Genomic DNA, 17,181 nt, shown 5'->3' with positions numbered 1-17,181 from the left:
CCCGTGCGTTCGTGACACACTGCATGCCATGTCTGACGAGCAGGACAAGCTGAAGCTCAGCTTGGAGCCGCCCAAGCTGTTCGGGCGGAAGAAGAAGCCCGCCCAGCCGGCCCCCGCGCCCGCCCCGGCGGCGGCCACCCCTGCCCGTCCCGCTGCCCGTCCTGCCGCTCGCCCGGAGCCTGAGGTGGAGCCTGAGGTGGAGCCCGCTCCGACCCCCGCCACCGCCGAGCCCGAGCCGACCCCCGCGCCCGCCCCGACCCCCGAGCCCGAACCGGCCCCCGAGCCCGAACCGGCCCCCGAGCCCGAACCGGCCCCCGAGCCCGAACCAGAGCCCGAGCCCGAACCAGAGCCCGAGCCCGAACCAGAGCCCGAACCAGAGCCCGAGCCGGAGCCGACCCCCGAGCCCGAACCAGAGCCCGAGCCCGAGCCGACCCCCGAGCCCGCGCCGGAGCCCGAGCCCGAGCCGGAGCCCGCGCCGGTCGTGGCGGCGCCAGCCCCCAAGCCGGCCCCCAAGCCGGCCCCCAAGCCGGCCCCCAAGCCGGCCGCCAAGCCAGCCCCCAAACCCGCACCCCAGCCCGTCGAGGTCGACGTCGAGCCCGAGCCGGTGACCTCGGCCGCCCTCGAGGACGCCGAGATCGCCGCACTGAGCGACGGCGGTCCGCTGCTGACCATCTACCGGGCGGCGGCGCTCACCGGACTCGTGGTGGGTGCGGCGATGGTGGTGCTGACCTGGCTGTCGCTGCGCGGCTGCGAGGCGGTGCGCGGTACGTCGTCGTGCGGCGGCGGGCCCGGCTTCCTGCTCCTGGTGGCGACCTTCGCGCTGTGCGTCCTGCTGGGCGCCCAGCTGCTCAAGGCGTTCGCGATCCCCGACCCGGGCAGCAGCAGCTTCCTGGCGGTCGGGCTGGTCGCCGTGGTGGCACTGCTGTTCCTCATCGACCTGCTCGACCACTGGTCGACCCTGATCATCGTGCCGATCCTCAGCGTCGGCGGCTACCTCGCCTCGGTGTGGGTCACCAAGACCTTCGTCGACCCGGCCAACGAGTAGCCGACCCGGCGCGAAGTAGCGCGAAAAACCCGCCGACCCGGCAGAAAGTTCGCAACTTTCTGCCGGGTCGGGCCGATTCTGGGGCCAGTTTGTGCCGGGTCAGCGCAATACAAGAGCCAGTTCGGGCCGGGTCAGCGGGCCGCGGCGACCAGCTCGGCGATCTGGACCGTGTTGAGCGCGGCGCCCTTGCGCAGGTTGTCGTTCGACACGAACAGCGCCAGGCCGCGGTCGTCGTCGACGCCGGGGTCCTGCCGGATCCGGCCGACGTACGACGGGTCCTTGCCGGCCGCGGCGAGCGGGTTCGGGATGTCGGCGAGCTCGACGCCCGGGGCCGTGGCGAGCAGCTCGCGCGCGCGCTCGGGGGTGATCGAGCGCGCGAACTCCGCGTTGATCGCCAGCGAGTGCCCGGTGAAGACCGGGACCCGGACGCACAGGCCGGAGACCCGCAGCTCGGGGATCCCGAGGATCTTGCGGGACTCGTTGCGGAGCTTCTGCTCCTCGTCGGTCTCGTTGAGGCCGTCGTCGACCAGGTTGCCGGCGAACGGCAGCACGTTGTAGGCGATCGTCCGCTTGTAGACGCCCGGCTCGGGGAAGGCGACGGCCTCGCCGTCGTAGGCCAGTTCCCGGGCCTTGTCGCCGGCCGCGGCGACGCCGGTGGCGAGCTCCTCGACGCCGGCGATGCCGGAGCCCGAGACCGCCTGGTACGTCGACGCGATCAGCCGCACCAGGCCGGCCTCCTCGTGCAGCGGCTTGAGCACGGGCATCGCGGCCATGGTGGTGCAGTTCGGGTTCGCGATGATCCCGCGCCCGGCCTCGATGACCGACGCCGCCGCCTCGGGGTTGACCTCGGACACGACGAGCGGGATGGCCGGGTCCTTGCGGAAGGCCGAGGAGTTGTCGATGACGATCACGCCGGCGTCGACGAACCGGGGCACCAGCGCCCGCGAGGCGGTGGCGCCGGCCGAGAACAGCGCGACGTCGAGCCCGGTGGGGTCGGCGGTCTCGGCGTCCTCGACGGTGACCTCGCGGTCACCGAACTGGAGCACCTTGCCGGCCGAGCGCGCCGAGGAGAAGAAGCGGACCTCGCCGGCCGGGAAGTCCCGCTCGAGCAGGATCTGGCGCATGGCGACGCCGACCTGGCCGGTCGCGCCGACGACTCCGATGTTGATGCTCATCGCCCGGTACCTCCGTAGACCACGGCCTCGATCTCGTCCGACCCGAGGTCGAACGCGGCGTGGGCGGCGTTGACCGCCGCCTCCACCTGGGTCTCGGCCACCACGACCGAGACCCGGATCTCCGAGGTGGAGATCATCTCGATGTTGACGCCGGCCTCCGAGAGCGCCTCGAAGAAGCGCGCGGAGATGCCCGGCGAGGAGCTCATGCCGGCCCCGACGATGGAGACCTTGCCGACGCCGTCGTCGTAGAGCAGCGACTCGAAGCCGACCGAGTCCTGCAGCCGTGAGAGCGCCGTCATCGCGGTCTGGCCCTCGCCGGCGGGCAGCGTGAAGGAGATGTCGGTGAGGCTGGTCGCCGCGGCCGACACATTCTGCACGATCATGTCGATGTTGATCTGCGCCTCGGCGACGGCACGGAAGATCGCGGCCGCCTCGCCCGGCTTGTCGGGTACGCCGACCACCGTGATCTTGGCCTGGCTGCGGTCGTGGGCGACACCGGTGATGATCGCGGCTTCCATGGTGCTCTCCTGAGAAACATCCTCGGCCTTGACGACCCAGGTGCCCTCCTTCTCGGAGAAGGAGGAGCGGACGTGGATGGGCATGTCGTAGCGGCGGGCGTACTCGACGCACCGCAGGTGCAGGATCTTGGCGCCCTGCGCGGCCATCTCGAGCGTCTCCTCGTAGGAGATCCGCGGCACCTTGCGGGCGTGCGGCTCGATGCGCGGGTCGGCGGTGAAGATCCCGTCGACGTCGGAGTAGATCTCGCACACGTCGGCCTTGAGCGCGACGGCGAGCGCCACCGCGGTGGTGTCGGAGCCGCCGCGGCCGAGCGTGGTGATGTCCTTGGTGGTCTGCGAGACGCCCTGGAAGCCGGCGACGATGGCGATCGCGCCCTCGCCGATGGCGGCCTCGATCCGGCCCGGCGTGACGTCGATGATCTTCGCCTTGCCGTGGGCCGCGTCGGTGATCACGCCGGCCTGGGAGCCGGTGAACGAGCGCGCCTCGTGGCCGAGGTCGTGGATCGCCATGGCCAGCACCGCCATCGAGATCCGCTCGCCCGCGGTCAGCAGCATGTCGAGCTCGCGCGCCGGCGGCAGCGGGGAGACCTCGTTGGCGAGGTCGATCAGGTCGTCCGTCGTGTCCCCCATCGCCGAGACGACGACGACGACCTGGTGGCCGGCCTTCTTCGTGTTGACGATGCGTTGTGCGACGCGCTTGATCCCGGCGGCATCGGCGACCGACGAGCCGCCGTACTTCTGCACGACAATGCCCACGGGGGCTCACTCCTGGCGGTGGTCTCGGGGGAAGGGCAAGGCCACCTCGACGACGGCCACCCCCGATTCTACGAGAGCGGGCTAGCCGTTTTCCGCGCTGTCCAGTACGGCGGACGCCGCCTCGACCAGCGCCAGCTCCTGGGTGGTGTCGAGGTCGACGTCGAGCCGGTCATGGGCCACGACCGAGAGCAGCGCCTTCATCGCCGAACCGGCCAGCGCCCCCCAGGACGAGACGTAGGAGAACTGCCACCACCACAGCGCCTCCTCGACGTCGCCGGCCTCGTAGTGGCGTACGCCCACGGCGAGGTCGGCCGCGATGCTGGTGAGGTCGTCGGAGAGCAGGCCCTCGACGAGCTCGGGGACGTAGGGGTCGAAGACGTAGCTGTAGGTGTCGAGCTGGCCGAGCAGTCCGGCCAGCTGGAGGCGCAGCTCGTCGATGTCGTCGGGGTCCGGCCCGTCGTCGGGCTGGTACTCGTCGCGCGGCGCGAAGTCGCGGTGCACGCCCAGCCGGGCGCCGGTCAGCGCGATCTGGCCGATCTGGAGCAGCAGGAGGGACACGGCCTGCCCGCCCGTGGCCTGCGCCGCGACGACCCGAAGCCCGTCGAGGAAGGAGCGCACCGACGCCGCGATGTCGTCGGCGAAGCGCACCGTCTCGGTCTCGACCGCGATCAGCGCCTCGAGCGCGGCGAGGCCCGGAAGCTGGTCGGTGGTGGTGTCGTCGTCGCTCATGTTCCCGCTCATGTCGCTGTCTGCCTTCCCACGAATGCCCGGCCGAGGGTGACCTCGTCGGCGTACTCGAGGTCTCCTCCCACCGGAAGTCCACTGGCCAAACGTGTCACGCGCAACCCCAGGGGGCCCAGCATCCGCGTGAGGTAGGTCGCCGTCGCCTCACCTTCGAGGTTCGGGTCGGTGGCCAAGATCACCTCGGTGACGGTCCCGTCGCCGAGGCGGGTGAGCAGCTCGCGGATGTGGAGCTGCTCGGGTCCGATGCCGTCGATGGGCGAGATCGCGCCCCCGAGGACGTGGTAGCGGCCGCGGAACTCGCGGGTCCGCTCGATCGCCACGACGTCCTTGTACTCCTCGACCACGCACAGCACGCTCGGGTCCCGCCGCGGGTCACGGCAGATCCGGCACTGGTCGTCCTCGGCGACGTTGAAGCAGATCGAGCAGAACTTCACCTTGTCCTTCACCTCGATCAGCACCTCGGCGAGTCGGCGTACGTCGGCCGGCTCGGCCTGCAGCAGGTGGAACGCGATCCGCTGGGCACTCTTCGGACCGACCCCGGGCAGCCGCCCGAGCTCGTCGATGAGGTCCTGGACGACGCCTTCGTACAAGGGTGCCGCCCTCGCTCAGAAGCCGAGCTGGCCGGGCGACGGCAGCCCGCCGCCCGCACCACCCAGATCGGGCATCCCGCCCGCCAGCGGACCCAACGTCTGCTCGGCGAGCTCGTCGATCTGGGCCCGGGCGTCGCGGAAGGCCGCCACGATCAGGTCGCCGAGGTCGGCGAGCGCCTCGGCATCAGTGCCGTCGAGGGCCTCGGGCTTGATCTGGACGGCGGTCAGCTCGCCGGCGCCGGTGACCGTCACGGTCACCGCCCCGCCCGCGACGGTGCCGTCGACGGTGGACTCCGCCAGGCGCTGCTGGGCATCCTGGAGCTGGTCCTGCATCTGCTGGGCCTGCTGCAGCAGCGCGCCCAGGTCGAGGCCGCCGAGGCCGCCGCCACCGGCGAGGGCGTCGAAGGGGTTCTGGGTCATGGGTGGGTCTCTTCTCCGTGTCGGTGCGGGAGGTCTCGGTACGCCGGACCGCGGGTGAGGGGAACGCGCGTCGGCGGCTGCGGGTAGGGCTGGGGGTCGGGGGTCAGGACGCGGGTCAGCTGCCGCGCGGGATCTCCTCGATCATCTGGGCGCCGAGCTCACGGGCCAGCAGCTCGGCGCTGGACTCGGCGTCGACCTCCTGGTCGTTGAAGTCGACGGCGGCGTCGGGGTCCTCCGGCGGCGCCTCCGCGGCGGCGTCGGCCCGGGCCTGGATGTCGGCGATCATCTGCCGTCGCGCACCCGGCTCGAAGTCGGGCTCCGGCTCGGGTGGGCCGTCGAGCGGCGGGGGCTCGGTGGCCCACGGCGGTGGGTCGTCGGCCGGCGCGGCGACCGGCGCGGCGACCGGGGCGGCGACCGGGGCGGCGACCGGGGCGGCGGGCGCCGCGGGGGCTGCGGGGGCCGGGGTGGCAGCCTGCGGGGGCGCGGTGACCGCGGGCCAGCCGCCGGCCTCGGGCGCGGGGGCGGCGGCCGGAGCGGCGGGAGCGGGAGGCTCGGGGGTGCGGGCGTTGGGGTCGGCGGCCGGGTCGACGATCGCCTCGATCCGCACGTCGGCGCCGATCTCGTCGATCACCGCCTGCTGGACGATCTCGGCGTGCCCGCCCGACTCGAACGAGCGGCGCGGGCCGTCGGACTGGAAGCCCAGGCTGAGCACCTTGCCGTTGAACCCGACCACCTGGGAGTTCTGGGTGAGGTGGATCCAGGTGACCCGCTTGACGCTCTTGACCCGGTCGATGACCGAGGGCCACAGCCGGCGGACGTCGACCAGGGTCAGCCCGGTGCCGCCGGCCGGCTCGGCGGCGGGCGCCGGCTGGGCAACCGGCTGGGCAACCGGCTGGGCAACCGGGGCAGCGGTCGGAGCCGGCTCCGCAGCCGCCGGAGCGGGCGCGGGCGTCGCCGCGGCCGGCTCGGGGCTGCCCATCACCGGCGCGGGCTCGGGCGTCGGGGCGACAGCCGCGGCGGGCGCGGGCGCCGGGGCTGGGGCGGCCGGCTCCTCCACCCGCTCGGGCGCGGCCCGGTCGTGGCGGGACGGCGCCGGGCGGTCCTGGGCGGGGATGGCGGCGGTGGCGGGGGCGGGCGCGGACTCGGCGGACGTCGTACCGCTGATCGCCGCGCGGCGCTCGAGCCGGTCGAGGCGGGCGAGCACCCCCTCGGTGGTGTGGTCGGCGGCGGGGAGCAGGATCCGGGCGCAGATCAGCTCGAGCAGCAGGCGGGGGGCGGTGGCGCCGCGCATGTCGGTGAGGCCGGCGGCCACCAGGTCGGCGGCGCGGGTCAGCTCGGCGCGCCCGAAGGCCGCCGCCTGGGCGACGAGGCGGTCGGCCTGGTCGCCGGAGAGGTCGAGCAGGCCGGAGGCGGCGGCGTCGGGGACGGCGGAGATGATGACCAGGTCGCGCAGCCGGCGCAGCAGGTCCTCGGTGAACCGGCGCGGGTCCTGCCCGGTCTCGATCACCTTGTCGACCACGCCGAAGACGGCCGAGCCGTCACCGGCCGCGAACGCCGAGACGACGTCGTCGAGGAGGGTGTCGGGGGTGTAGCCGAGCAGTCCGCTGGCCAGGTCGTAGGTCACGCCCTGGGGACCGGCGCCACCGAGCAGCTGGTCGAGCACCGACAGCGTGTCGCGCGCCGACCCGGCGCCGGCGCGGACCACCAGCGGCAGCGCGGCGGGCTCGATCGAGACGCCCTCGCGCTCGCACAGCTCGGTGAGGTACGACGTGAGCAGGCGCGGCGGGATCAGCCGGAACGGGTAGTGGTGGGTGCGCGAGCGGATGGTCGGGATGACCTTCTCGGGCTCGGTCGTGGCGAAGATGAACCGCAGGTGGGGCGGCGGCTCCTCGACCAGCTTGAGCAGGGCGTTGAAGCCCTGCGTGGTGACCATGTGGGCCTCGTCGATGATGTAGACCTTGTAGCGGCTCTTGACCGGCGCGAAGAAGGCCTTCTCGCGCAGGTCGCGCGCGTCGTCGACGCCACCGTGGGAGGCGGCGTCGATCTCGATCACGTCGATCGAGCCCGGGCCGTTGCGGGCCAGGTCGCGGCAGCTCTCGCACTCGCCGCACGGGTCGGAGATCGGCGCCTTCTCGCAGTTGAGCGCCCGCGCCAGGATCCGCGCGCTGGTCGTCTTGCCGCAGCCGCGGGGACCGGAGAAGAGGTAGGCGTGGTTGACCCGGTTGGCGGCCAGGGCGGCCCGCAGCGGCTCGGTGACGTGCTCCTGCCCGATGACCTCGGCGAAGGTCTCGGGCCGGTAGCGGCGGTAGAGCGCGAGCGGGGAGTCCACGGGTGCCACCCTAGTCGCTGGGCCCGACAGTTCCGGGCGCCCCCGAAGGAGAGGACGAGCACGATGACGACGGTGGACCGGGAGCGGGACCGGGAGCTGGACCGGGACGAGGCGAGGGCATTCCAGAAGCGCATGGTCCGGGTGCGTGAGGACGCCGCCCTGGGCCTGCTCCTCGGCATCGGCGACGAGCTCGGCCTGCTCGACGTCCTGGCCCGCACCGGACCCGCCGATCCCGCCACCCTCGCCGCCGCCGCGGGGGTCGACGAGCGCTACCTGCGCGAATGGCTGGACGGGATCGTCGCCGGCGACGTGGCGACGTACGACGCCGCCACCGGCCACTATGCCCTCCCCCGGGAGCGCGCGGCCTGCCTGACCCCCGCCGACGGGCCGGTGAACCTCGCGCGCAGCCTGAAGATGCTGACCATGCTGGCCGGGGTGGAGCCGGAGCTGCGGGAGCGCTTCCGCGAGGGCGGCGGGCTGGGCTACGACCGCTTCCCGCGGTTCCACGAGCTGATGGCCGCCGACGCCGCGGCCGTCCACGACGCCGGCCTGCTCGACGTCGTGGTGCCGACCGTCCCCGGCCTCCACGAGCGGCTCACCGCCGGCGCCGCGCTCGCCGACATCGGCTGCGGCTCCGGGCACGCCGTCAACCTGCTGGCGCGCGCGTACCCGGCCAGTCGTTTCGTCGGCTACGACCTCGGCGCCGAGGCGATCGACGCCGCGCGGGCGGAGGCCGCCGCCTGGGGGCTGACCAACGCGAGCTTCGAGGTCCGCGACGTCGCGGCGCTCGGCGAGGAGTCGGCGTACGACGTCGTGACGGCGTTCGACGCGATCCACGACCAGGCCTTCCCCGACCGGGTGCTGGCCGGCATCGCCGCCGCGCTGCGCCCCGGCGGCACCTTCTTGATGGTCGACGTGAAGGCGCAGTCGGGCATCGAGAACAACCTCGGCCTGCCGTGGCTGACCTACCTCTACACGCTCAGCCTGATGCACTGCATGACGGTGTCGCTGGCCCACGGCGGCGCCGGGCTCGGCACCGTGTGGGGCCGCCAGCGGGCCGTCCGGATGCTCGAGGAGGCGGGCCTGGTCGACGTCGACGTCCGCGAGGTGCGCAGCGACCCGTTCAACTACTTCTACGTCTCGCGCAAGCCGTAGCGAGAAAGCGAAGGCCCCCCACGCACCCGATAGAGCTCACTTACCCTTGCTGCCTTCCGGCCCTGGGGGAGTTGGGTGAGATACCGCCACGTGGGGGGTTGCGGACCACTTTAGAGGATGGGTCCCGGGAGCCTCACATCAGCGTCGTCACCTCGGGGTCGTGGGCGGGTTCGGGCGTCGTACCGGACGAAATGGTCGTGGTCCGGGCCGGATCGCGACCATTTCGTCCGGTACGACGCGGGACTCAGCGCAGGATGGTGGCCACGGTCAGCAGCACCGGCGCGACCATCACGACCAGGAGCACCCAGGCCACCACCCGGTGGGAGCGCTTGGAGCCGTCGAGCGAGCCGGCCAGCTCGAGCAGGGCGCCGTCGGGCACCAGCCGGTTGAGGCCCATCCGACGGGCGTCGGCGGGCAGGTGCTCCGCGGGAGCCCAGGGCTCCGGTTCGTCGCCGCGCCCGGTCATGGGGCGATGGTACGTCGGCGGCGCGGTCCCGAGGAGAGTCCCGATTCCACCCCGCCGTCCATCTGCCGGTAATCTCTCCCACGGAGCTGTCGCCTAGTGGCCTATGGCGCTCGCTTGGAAAGCGGGTTGGGTTAACAGCCCTCGGGGGTTCGAATCCCCCCAGCTCCGCCAGCACCACCGGACGGCGCCGCGCCCTGCGCGGCGCCGTCGGCCATTTCGAGCCGGGTCACGCGGCAGGCGGAGGCCCCAGCACCTCGGCAGCGCCGTCGAGGTCGTCGGTCATCACGGCGTACGGTCCGGCGGCGGCGAGGGCGGCCCAGGCCGCGGGGTCGTTGGCGGAGCGGGCGACGATGCCGAGGCCGGCGGCGCGGGCGCGGGCGACGAGGGCACCGTCGACGTACGGCGCGAGCACGTGGACCGCGTCGACCCGGCCGGCGAGAGCGGCGAGGTCGGCGGGTGGGTCGGCGCGGATCAGGGCGAGCCGGGCGGCGGGGAGGGCGGTGCGGAGGCGGTCGAGGCCGGTGAGGTCGACGCTGTTGAACCGGATCCGGCCGGCGGCGACCAGCGGCAGGTAGGGCTGGAGGGCGGCGACGAGCCTGTCGACGAACTCGGGGGTCGAGCTCTTCAGCTCGATGTGGGCGCTCAGGGTGGTGGTGGCGACGAGGTGGAGCAGGTCGTCGAGGTCGGGGATCCGGGTGCCGGCCCAGGCCGGGCCGAACCAGCGTCCGGCGTCGAGCTGGCGCAGCTCGGCGCGGGTGAACGTCTCGACCGGCTGGTCGGCACGGGTGGGGAAGACCTGCCGCACGTCGGTGGTACGCCGAAGGGTCGGGTCGTGCATCAGCACCAGGCGTCCGTCGGAGGTCATCCGCAGGTCGGTCTCGACGCCCGACGCATGGCCGAGCGCGGCGCTGAACGCCGGCATCGTGTTCTCGGGCGCCACCGCGTTGCGGCCGCGGTGGGCGAGCAGCTGCGGGGTCGCCGCGGGCCAGACCCGCAGCAGGCGCACCCGCGAGCGGACGGCGGGCCGGTGGCCGTGCTTCGCCACCCGCGCCCGCAGCCGGACCACACCCGGCGCGGTGAGCGGTACGTCGAAGCGGGCGGTGCGCGCCCGGCCCGAGCGAGCGCGCAGCACCGTCACGCCGTTCGCCGTCATCACCCGCAGCCGGACCGTGCGCTTGCGCGGACCGGAGGCGGGCACCCGGACCCGCACCCGGACGGTCGTGCCGCTGCGGGCGTGGTCGGGGGCGCGGAGGACGACCTGTCGCCCCGGGGCGGCCGCGGAGGCACCGGCCTCGGTCGGCGCGGAGCGGGCCGGGGGCGCGCCCAGGAGACCGACCAGCAGCGCGACCAGGACCACGACCCGCGACATCAGCGACATCAGCGCCGCCGGGAGAGCAGGGGGCGCAGGATCAGCAGCACGATCAAGGCGGCGCCGCCGCCGAGTCCCCACCAGATCGCGTCGTGCCGGGCGCCGGCGAGCACGTCGGCCTGGACCCGCGGGGGTCGCGCCGGCTCGACCCGGTCCTGGCGCTCGGCGCCCATCTCCGCGATCTCGCGCTGGATCGCCTCGACCGGCTGGACCACGCCGTACCCGGTGATCGGGCTGGACGGGCCGCCGTTGCCGCTGGCGGTCTGCTCGAGGCGGGTGCGCAGCTGGGCGGCGCTCTCGTCGGGGTGCATCGACCAGACCAGGGCCGCCACGCCGGCGACCTGGGCGGCGGCCCACGCGGTCGAGGCGGGCCCGACGACGCACCAGCCCCCGTCGCGGCCGCGGGAGACCGCCTCGGCGCCGGGCGCGGCGAGGTCGATGTCGGAGCTGCGGAGCACGGTGCCGGAGCTGCCGGGCGTGGAGACGCCGACCGCGATCACGCCCGGGTCGGCGGCCGGCCAGACCAGGTCGGCGGCGTCCTCGCCCTTCTTGGGCTCGCCCTGGTAGCCGTCGGGGAAGCCGCCGTCGCTCGCGGGACGGTCGCCGGACGCGGCGACGACCAGGGCGCCGGAGTCGACGAGCCGGGCGACCTGGGTGGCGAGCTCGGGCGAGCGCGGCACCTGGGTGGGTACGACGACCACCACCCGGCCGCCGAGGCCGCCGCCCGCCCGCTGGTCGGCGACGCGGCCCAGTGCGGCGGCCAGCGCCGCGGAGGTGGGGACCTGCTGGCCCTCCTGGGCCCGCTCGGAGCTGTCGTAGAACCTCTCGTCGCGCACCGTCGCGCCGGGCGCGATCCCGACCCCGATCGCCGGGTCGGGCTGGTCGGGCCCGGCGATGATGCCCGCCACCGCGACGCCGTGGCCACTCGGCAGGTCCACCGGGCCCGGGCCCCGGAAGGCGCCGATGCCGCTGTCGACCACGACGACCGTGACGCCCTCCCCCGGCGCGCGCCCCGCCTTGCCGGCCAGGGCCTGGGCCTCGGCGACGTGGAGGGAGAGGTTGGCCGTGTTGTCGCCCTTGACCGGTCGGACGTCGGTGGTCGTCGCCGTCACCTCCAGGCACGGCGCCCCGACGGGTGGCTGGCCGGGGGCGGTCGAGAAGGCGGGTGACACCGCCGGCGGCGCGGCCAGCGCCCCGAACGCACCGACCAGCGTCACCGCCGTGCCGCGCGCCAGGACCCGTCCTAGGGCGTGTCCTAGCCGCACGACTGGTCCTTCGACGGCGGACACAGCGCCGCGTCCTGGGAGAGCTCGGGACCGATCTCGAACAGCTTGTTCCACACGTCGGGCACCACGACCACGGGCACCTTGGCGTACCCGAGCTGCTCGAGGTCGAAGGTGCTGGCGACCGGGTAGCTGTAGCCGCGGTCGTCGATGAGGTGGATGCTGCCGTCGTCGCCGGCGATCCAGTCGGCCGAGCGGATCACCGCGCCCCGACCGGACGCGACCGTCACCTCCCGGTCGCCGGGCGCGACGTCCTCGGCGCTGGCGTCCCCACTGGGGGCGGTCACCAGCCGGGCGGCCGCGGGCTCGCCCTCCGCGGTGACCAGCTGGGCGCAGGCCTGCCCGGTGGGGTCGAGCGAGTCGGTCAGCACCTGCTCGGGCCAGAACTCCCCGGCGCCCGCGACCGGGTCCGCGATGTTGAACGGCGCGCCCGCGTTGTCGGGGATCTCCACCGGCTTCCCGCGCTTGCCGAAGGAGGTGTTGCGCAGCACCGCGACCTCGAACGGGCTCAGCTCCACGAAGCCGTCGCGCGTGAAGGCGTACGTCGTCTGGCCCCGGGTCAGCAGGTCACCGACCCGGGCGGTGTCGTAGCCCGGGAGCCCGGCGGGCCGGCCGCCTCCGTCGAGGCCGAGGCCCTCGGCGTCGAGCGGGTCGCCGGGCGGGAACAGCCCGAGCCAGGCGTCGGGGACGGTGATCTCGTCGTTGGGCGAGATGCCGAGGTCGGTGTAGAGCCCGTCGTTGTCGGCGGGCAGCGCGTAGCGGTAGGCGCGGCGCGGCAGTCCCGGCACCTCGGCCTCGGCGATCAGGAACACCCGCCCGTCGGCCTCGGACCGGACCACGAAGCCGACGTCGGGAACCGGCGTCACCCGGGGCGTCGCGGTGACGGTGGTCTGCATGCCGAGGCCGGTGCCGGTGCAGGAGGTCCAGCCGCTCTCGTCGAGGCTGCTCGCGGCGGGCACCGTCGCCGGCGCGTCGAGGATGCCGATCGACGGACCCTTGCGGACGCCGTCGATCTCCTCGTCGGGCACCTTGCGGGCCTGGACGTCGGCGCCCAGGATCAGCTGGGCCGAGGTCACGTTGATGACCGGGCGCACCCGCGGCAGCCCGGGCACGGCGTCCTCGTCGAGGATGACATAGAGCGCTCCCCGGTCGTTGGCGACCAGCCCCGGCTTCTTCCAGTCGACCTCGGCCCGGTCGGACAGCGCGCCCGCGATCGCCGCGCCGGCCACGAGGAGCACGGCGAGCGCGATCCCGCCGACGATCATCCGGCCCGGGCGGGCCGGCTCGACCTCGCGGCCGCCCGGCGCGCCGGACACGAACGCCGTGACCAGCCGACGGCGGCTGAAGGAGTAGGCCTCGACGAGGTCCTTCTTGGTGGCCACCGAGAATCAGCCGATCCAGTCGCGGACCTGGTCGAACAGGCCGGTCGCGACGACGAGGAGCGGGAGCAGGGTGAGCAGCGCGACGGACTCGAGCACGTCGCCGAGCCGGCCCCGGCGTACGGACGGCGCGGCGGGGCTGAGCGTCGCGACGAGGAGCACGGCGCCGACCACGGCCAGCACGACGGCCAGAGTCGGGCGCCAGTCGGCGTGGAACGCCAGGACGGCGACCGCGGTGGCGGTGATGCCGGCGACGCCGGAGGAGAGCCCGAGCAGGACCTCGCTGCCGGTGCGGTACTGGCGGGTGCGGAGCACGACGATCAGGCAGGCGTCGACCGCGAGCAGGGTGCCGGTGACGCCGAGGCTGACCGCCAGCGGCGCGACCAGGACGAGCAGCAGACCGACCGTGCCGCTGATCGCGAGCAGGATCTCGTGGGCGACCCGGGCGTCGGCGGCGACCCGCTCCCGCTCGATGTCGTCGGGGTCGGCCGTGATGTCGGCGGCGGAGTAGAGCTGGTCGACGCGGGTGGTCGTCGCGCCGAGCGCGAGCCACGGGAAGACGCTGCCGGCGAGCACCACGAGCGCCAGCACCGTCGTCAGCAGCGGCGCGGGGGCGAGGCCGTCGGGCGTCGAGCGGACGTAGATGCCGACGCCCAGCGCCAGCGCGCCGACGACCAGAGGCGGGAAGGCGAGGGTGCGGCCCGGGCCGAGGCCGATCAGGCACACGATGCCCGCGAGCAGCGCTCCCGCGCCGGCCGCGGCGAGCGGCTCGGCGAACCACGCCTCGCTGTCGGGGGTGAACATGATGCCGGCGACGGCGGCGTACCCGGCTCCCAGCCAGGCCACGCCGACCCCGGCCTCGTGCTCGCCCTGCGCACGGGACAGCACGATCGCGCCGGCGCAGAGCGCGGCGGCGACCAGCGCGGTCGCGGCGGCGGCGATGTCGGAGCCGCGCTGCACCAGCAGGGCGCCCGCACCGAGGGCGAGGAACAGCCCCGCCGCGACCAGTGCCGTACGACGACCCGCGGCCGGGTGCCACGGCTCGAGATCGTGCTCGACCACGTCGGTCATCGCCTCGACCACGTCGTCGTAGACCCGCGGTGCCGGGTCGTCGACGCCGGCGGTGACGGTGAGCAGGCCGCCGTCCTCGATGCCCTGCAGGGTGAGCCCGGTGTCGAGGGCCAGACGCCGACCCTCGGAGGTGCCGACGCGGTAGCCGCCGTGGACCGTGGCGGGATCGAGGAGCCCGACGCTGCGGGCCAGCTCGGGCAGCAGCTCGGCGACCGGGATGGCGCCCGGGAGCACCAGGTCGACGCGCCGGGTGCCGGACGTGACGGTGACCCGGACCAGTCCGGACGCGACGGCCGTGCTCGTGCGCGGCGTCGGTGCCTGTGTCATCTGCTCAACCCTTCCCCGAGAGCCTGGGGCTCGATCCTAGATACCGCAGACAGCAACGGAGGGACCGACCACCGGGGTCGGTCCCTCCGTGCGGGCGGGCAACCGGCTCGCGATCAGAACCGGCCCGCGCCGCGCTTGTCGGCCTGGATGTAGTCGGCGTTGGACTGGTAGGTCGTCTTCGAGACGCCGTCGAGCAGGTCCAGCAGCTCCTTCATCGCCCAGTCCCAGGCCAGCTTGGCCTGGTCGTAGCTCTGTCGCTGGGCGCTGTCGGGCGCCCAGGTCGCGACGTACTGCGCCGCGTCGCTCTCGAGCTGGTCGAGGCGGGCGTTCATCGCCTTGGCCGTCTCGTACATGTTGTGGGCCGCGGCCTCGAGCTTGGGGTGGTTGACGCGCAGTCCGTCGAGGGCGCCGTAGTCAGGTCCGGTCATGGTTCTCGTCTCCTGGAGTTCGTGGGTGTCGGGGGGTCAGGACTGGGCGTCGAGCTTGCTCAGGAAGCCGGCGAGGTCGCCGCTGATCGTGCCGTCGGTGTTCATGTTGTCCGACTCGGTCTCGATGAGGGACGCCTCGAACTTGTCGAGGGCCGCCGTGACGACCTTGTGCTTCTCGATCCAGGCGTTCTTGACGTTCTCGAAGGCGAGGCCACCGCCGCCGACCCATGCCTGCTTCATCGCCGCGAGCTCGCTCTCCATCTCGCCCGACTTCTTCACCAGGTCCTGCTTGGTGGTGGCCACGAGCTCGGCGACCTTCTTGAGGGCGCCTTCTCCGTGACCGAACTCAGTGCCTGCCATGTCTGCTCCTTGGTTGCTGGTTGGCGGGCGGCATCAACCCGCCCCTGCATTGCGGTTCCATCGATCTGGCTCCCCGAGCACTGCCAAAGAGCCGACGGGTCAGGTGCTACCCCCGCCTCGCGAGGGGCTAAACCTCAGCCCGTCACTTCCCACAGGTAGCGGAAGAAGCCGACCGCCACGACCAGGGAGCCGACGGCGAACGCACCGCACACCGCCTCGGCGATCTCGGCCCGCCGCGACCACCAGGCCGAGCGCCAGCCGCGGCCCACGAACACCGCCGCGAGGACGAGCACCGCGCCCAGCGCCACGGCGACGGCGGCCACCGCGGCGGGCGGCGTCACCGGCTCGCGGCCGTCGGGCGCGAGCCCGAGCAGGACCACGGCGAGCGCGGCCAGCGCCGCCACGCCGGCCAGGCGCAGGAGGCGGCCGGCGGCGGCATGGCGGTAGCTGCGGGCGGCGAAGAGCAGGGTGGCGCCGCCGAAGCCGACCAGGCAGCGCGCGCCGGTGCGGTCGAGGGGCAGGTCGGCGCTGGCGAGCAGGAGCGGAACGGTGACGACCACGACCACCAGCACGGCGCTCGCCGCGGCGGTGACTGCCCGGGCACCCCGGTCGGCGACGGCCCGCACCGCCTGCTCCGGGACGACGATCCGCCCGCGCCGCCCGGTCGGTCGCTCCCGCGCCGACCACGCGGTCACGGCGAGGCGCTCGAGATCGAGCAGGTACTGGTCGGGGACGTCGACCACCAGCTCGGGCACGAAGCGGGCGGCGAGCACCGCCGCGAGGAAGAGCACCGCCCACACGACCTGCGGCGCAACGCCGGTGAGCACCCCGAGACCGGCGACGACGAACCAGCCCGCTCCCACGGCGATCCAGACCCGCAGGCCGTCGACCGCGGGGCTGTCGTGCTCGGCCAGGGCCCGCGCGACGCCGGCGGTCACGGCCGCACAGAGAGCCGCGACGGCCCCGACGATCGGGAGCCGCTCGGGCACCGGGTCCCAGGCCAGTGCGAAACCCGCCGCCGCGGCGTACGCAGGGGCGGCCAGCGCCCGCTGGGTGCGCAGGACGCCGATCGGCAGGCAGCCCACGACGGCGGCGGCGAGGAGCACGGCGACGACCGGCCAGCGGTCGTCGGACGGCAGCCGGGACGCGCTCCAGCCGGCGAGCGCGGCGAAGCCGACGGCGAGCGCGCACCAGGCGGCCGAGGCCGGGCCCGCGACCAGGGCGGACTCCCCGCCCTCCCCGGACCGGAACCGGCTGCGAGGCGGCGCGGGCCGGGCCGACGGGTCGACCGCGACCACGACCGAGCCGGCGACCAGGCCGACGTCACCGACGACGGCGGCCAGCTGCAGCGGCTCACCGGAGCGGGACACGAGCGGCAGCACGACGGACAGGCCCGCCTCGGCGGAGTAGGCGCGCGACACGTCCTCGAGCGTGGCGTCGACCGGCACCGTCAGGTCGAGCACGCCACGGGGCCCGTGCACGCTCACCGCGGTGACCGTGCCGGGGGCCGGCGTACGGGACGTGCCGTTCACCAGTGCTCGCCTCCCGAGTGAGTCGTGGTGCCGGACCGGGGTTCAGGTCCGGCTCGCAGGGTAGTCCTTCTCCCCGTGCGCTCCGACTCTCCTTACCCTGACGGACCCGGGTCCTATCATCATCGGCGTCGCATGACCGGGCATCGACGACAGGGGACGGCAGCGTGACGGTGGGCATCACTCCAGGCGGCGGACCGGGCGCGCACCGCGCTCCCGCCGGACCCGGCCCCGGCC

General features: G+C 74.2%; 16 protein-coding genes, 1 tRNA gene and 1 other RNA gene. 3 read left to right on the top strand and 15 right to left on the bottom strand.

Features of this window, described 5'->3' with window-relative positions:
- The first annotated feature begins 28 nt into the window (after nucleotides 1-28).
- A complete protein-coding gene (locus JOD66_RS15320; RefSeq protein WP_204837701.1) occupies nucleotides 29-1,045 on the top strand; it encodes a hypothetical protein in 1,017 nt (338 codons plus the stop codon).
- Between the two features lie 131 nt (nucleotides 1,046-1,176).
- Here the strand turns inward: JOD66_RS15320 and JOD66_RS15315 are convergent, their stop codons facing one another.
- The 6 genes from JOD66_RS15315 to JOD66_RS15290 form a co-directional block, all read right to left on the bottom strand.
- A complete protein-coding gene (locus JOD66_RS15315) occupies nucleotides 1,177-2,220 on the bottom strand; it encodes an aspartate-semialdehyde dehydrogenase (RefSeq protein WP_239545244.1) in 1,044 nt (347 codons plus the stop codon).
- Nucleotides 2,217-3,494 carry an aspartate kinase gene (locus JOD66_RS15310; protein ID WP_204837700.1) on the bottom strand — a complete coding sequence of 426 codons (1,278 nt, stop codon included), beginning with the start codon at nucleotides 3,492-3,494 and terminating at the stop codon, nucleotides 2,217-2,219. Before JOD66_RS15310 ends, JOD66_RS15315 begins: the two co-directional genes overlap by 4 nt.
- An 81-nt stretch (nucleotides 3,495-3,575) precedes the next feature.
- Nucleotides 3,576-4,223 carry a DUF5063 domain-containing protein gene (locus JOD66_RS15305; protein WP_204837699.1) on the bottom strand — a complete coding sequence of 216 codons (648 nt, stop codon included), beginning with the start codon at nucleotides 4,221-4,223 and terminating at the stop codon, nucleotides 3,576-3,578.
- Nucleotides 4,224-4,231: 8 nt separating this feature from the next.
- A complete protein-coding gene (recR, locus tag JOD66_RS15300) occupies nucleotides 4,232-4,828 on the bottom strand; it encodes a recombination mediator RecR (protein ID WP_141005829.1) in 597 nt (198 codons plus the stop codon).
- Between the two features lie 15 nt (nucleotides 4,829-4,843).
- Complete coding sequence (locus tag JOD66_RS15295; protein ID WP_204837698.1) at nucleotides 4,844-5,248, bottom strand: YbaB/EbfC family nucleoid-associated protein; 405 nt, start codon at nucleotides 5,246-5,248, stop codon at nucleotides 4,844-4,846.
- Nucleotides 5,249-5,363: 115 nt separating this feature from the next.
- Nucleotides 5,364-7,577, bottom strand: a complete 2,214-nt coding sequence (locus tag JOD66_RS15290) for a DNA polymerase III subunit gamma and tau (RefSeq protein ID WP_204837697.1) — start codon at nucleotides 7,575-7,577, stop codon at nucleotides 5,364-5,366.
- Nucleotides 7,578-7,640: 63 nt separating this feature from the next.
- Here JOD66_RS15290 and JOD66_RS29145 point away from each other — a divergent pair, with 63 nt between their 5' ends.
- Nucleotides 7,641-8,732, top strand: coding sequence for a class I SAM-dependent methyltransferase (locus JOD66_RS29145; RefSeq protein WP_204837696.1), 1,092 nt, complete (start codon nucleotides 7,641-7,643; stop codon nucleotides 8,730-8,732).
- Between the two features lie 9 nt (nucleotides 8,733-8,741).
- On the opposite strand, the gene ffs is transcribed toward JOD66_RS29145, so the two are convergent.
- Both ffs and JOD66_RS15275 read right to left on the bottom strand, forming a co-directional pair.
- Nucleotides 8,742-8,832: signal recognition particle sRNA small type (gene ffs, locus JOD66_RS15280), an RNA gene on the bottom strand.
- Nucleotides 8,833-8,976: 144 nt separating this feature from the next.
- Complete coding sequence (locus JOD66_RS15275) at nucleotides 8,977-9,198, bottom strand: hypothetical protein (protein WP_204837695.1); 222 nt, start codon at nucleotides 9,196-9,198, stop codon at nucleotides 8,977-8,979.
- An 82-nt stretch (nucleotides 9,199-9,280) separates the two neighbouring features.
- Here JOD66_RS15275 and JOD66_RS15270 point away from each other — a divergent pair.
- Nucleotides 9,281-9,369, top strand: a tRNA-Ser gene (locus JOD66_RS15270).
- A 55-nt stretch (nucleotides 9,370-9,424) separates the two neighbouring features.
- On the opposite strand, the gene JOD66_RS15265 is transcribed toward JOD66_RS15270, so the two are convergent.
- The 7 genes from JOD66_RS15265 to JOD66_RS15235 form a co-directional block, all read right to left on the bottom strand.
- Nucleotides 9,425-10,576, bottom strand: coding sequence for a glycerophosphodiester phosphodiesterase (locus JOD66_RS15265; RefSeq protein WP_204837694.1), 1,152 nt, complete (start codon nucleotides 10,574-10,576; stop codon nucleotides 9,425-9,427).
- Nucleotides 10,576-11,832 carry a S8 family serine peptidase gene (locus JOD66_RS15260; RefSeq protein WP_204837693.1) on the bottom strand — a complete coding sequence of 419 codons (1,257 nt, stop codon included), beginning with the start codon at nucleotides 11,830-11,832 and terminating at the stop codon, nucleotides 10,576-10,578. The genes JOD66_RS15265 and JOD66_RS15260 overlap by 1 nt, the downstream gene beginning before the upstream one ends.
- Nucleotides 11,823-13,232 carry a type VII secretion protein EccB gene (gene eccB / locus JOD66_RS15255; RefSeq protein WP_204837692.1) on the bottom strand — a complete coding sequence of 470 codons (1,410 nt, stop codon included), beginning with the start codon at nucleotides 13,230-13,232 and terminating at the stop codon, nucleotides 11,823-11,825. The genes JOD66_RS15260 and eccB overlap by 10 nt, the downstream gene beginning before the upstream one ends.
- Nucleotides 13,233-13,238: 6 nt before the next feature.
- Entirely contained in the window at nucleotides 13,239-14,627 is a 1,389-nt protein-coding gene (gene eccD, locus JOD66_RS15250; protein WP_204837691.1) for a type VII secretion integral membrane protein EccD, read from the bottom strand.
- Between the two features lie 113 nt (nucleotides 14,628-14,740).
- Nucleotides 14,741-15,055: a WXG100 family type VII secretion target gene (locus tag JOD66_RS15245; RefSeq protein WP_204837690.1), complete on the bottom strand. Its 315-nt coding sequence runs from the start codon at nucleotides 15,053-15,055 to the stop codon at nucleotides 14,741-14,743.
- Nucleotides 15,056-15,091: 36 nt separating this feature from the next.
- Nucleotides 15,092-15,415, bottom strand: a complete 324-nt coding sequence (locus JOD66_RS15240; protein ID WP_204837689.1) for a WXG100 family type VII secretion target — start codon at nucleotides 15,413-15,415, stop codon at nucleotides 15,092-15,094.
- A 134-nt stretch (nucleotides 15,416-15,549) separates the two neighbouring features.
- Nucleotides 15,550-16,947: a hypothetical protein gene (locus JOD66_RS15235; protein WP_204837688.1), complete on the bottom strand. Its 1,398-nt coding sequence runs from the start codon at nucleotides 16,945-16,947 to the stop codon at nucleotides 15,550-15,552.
- Nucleotides 16,948-17,181: the final 234 nt, after the last annotated feature.

Origin of the sequence: Nocardioides nitrophenolicus (assembly GCF_016907515.1) — a bacterium.
Lineage (GTDB): Bacteria > Actinomycetota > Actinomycetes > Propionibacteriales > Nocardioidaceae > Nocardioides > Nocardioides nitrophenolicus.
Note: the sequence above shows the minus strand (reverse complement) of the source record. Positions and strands in the feature narration are given on the sequence as shown.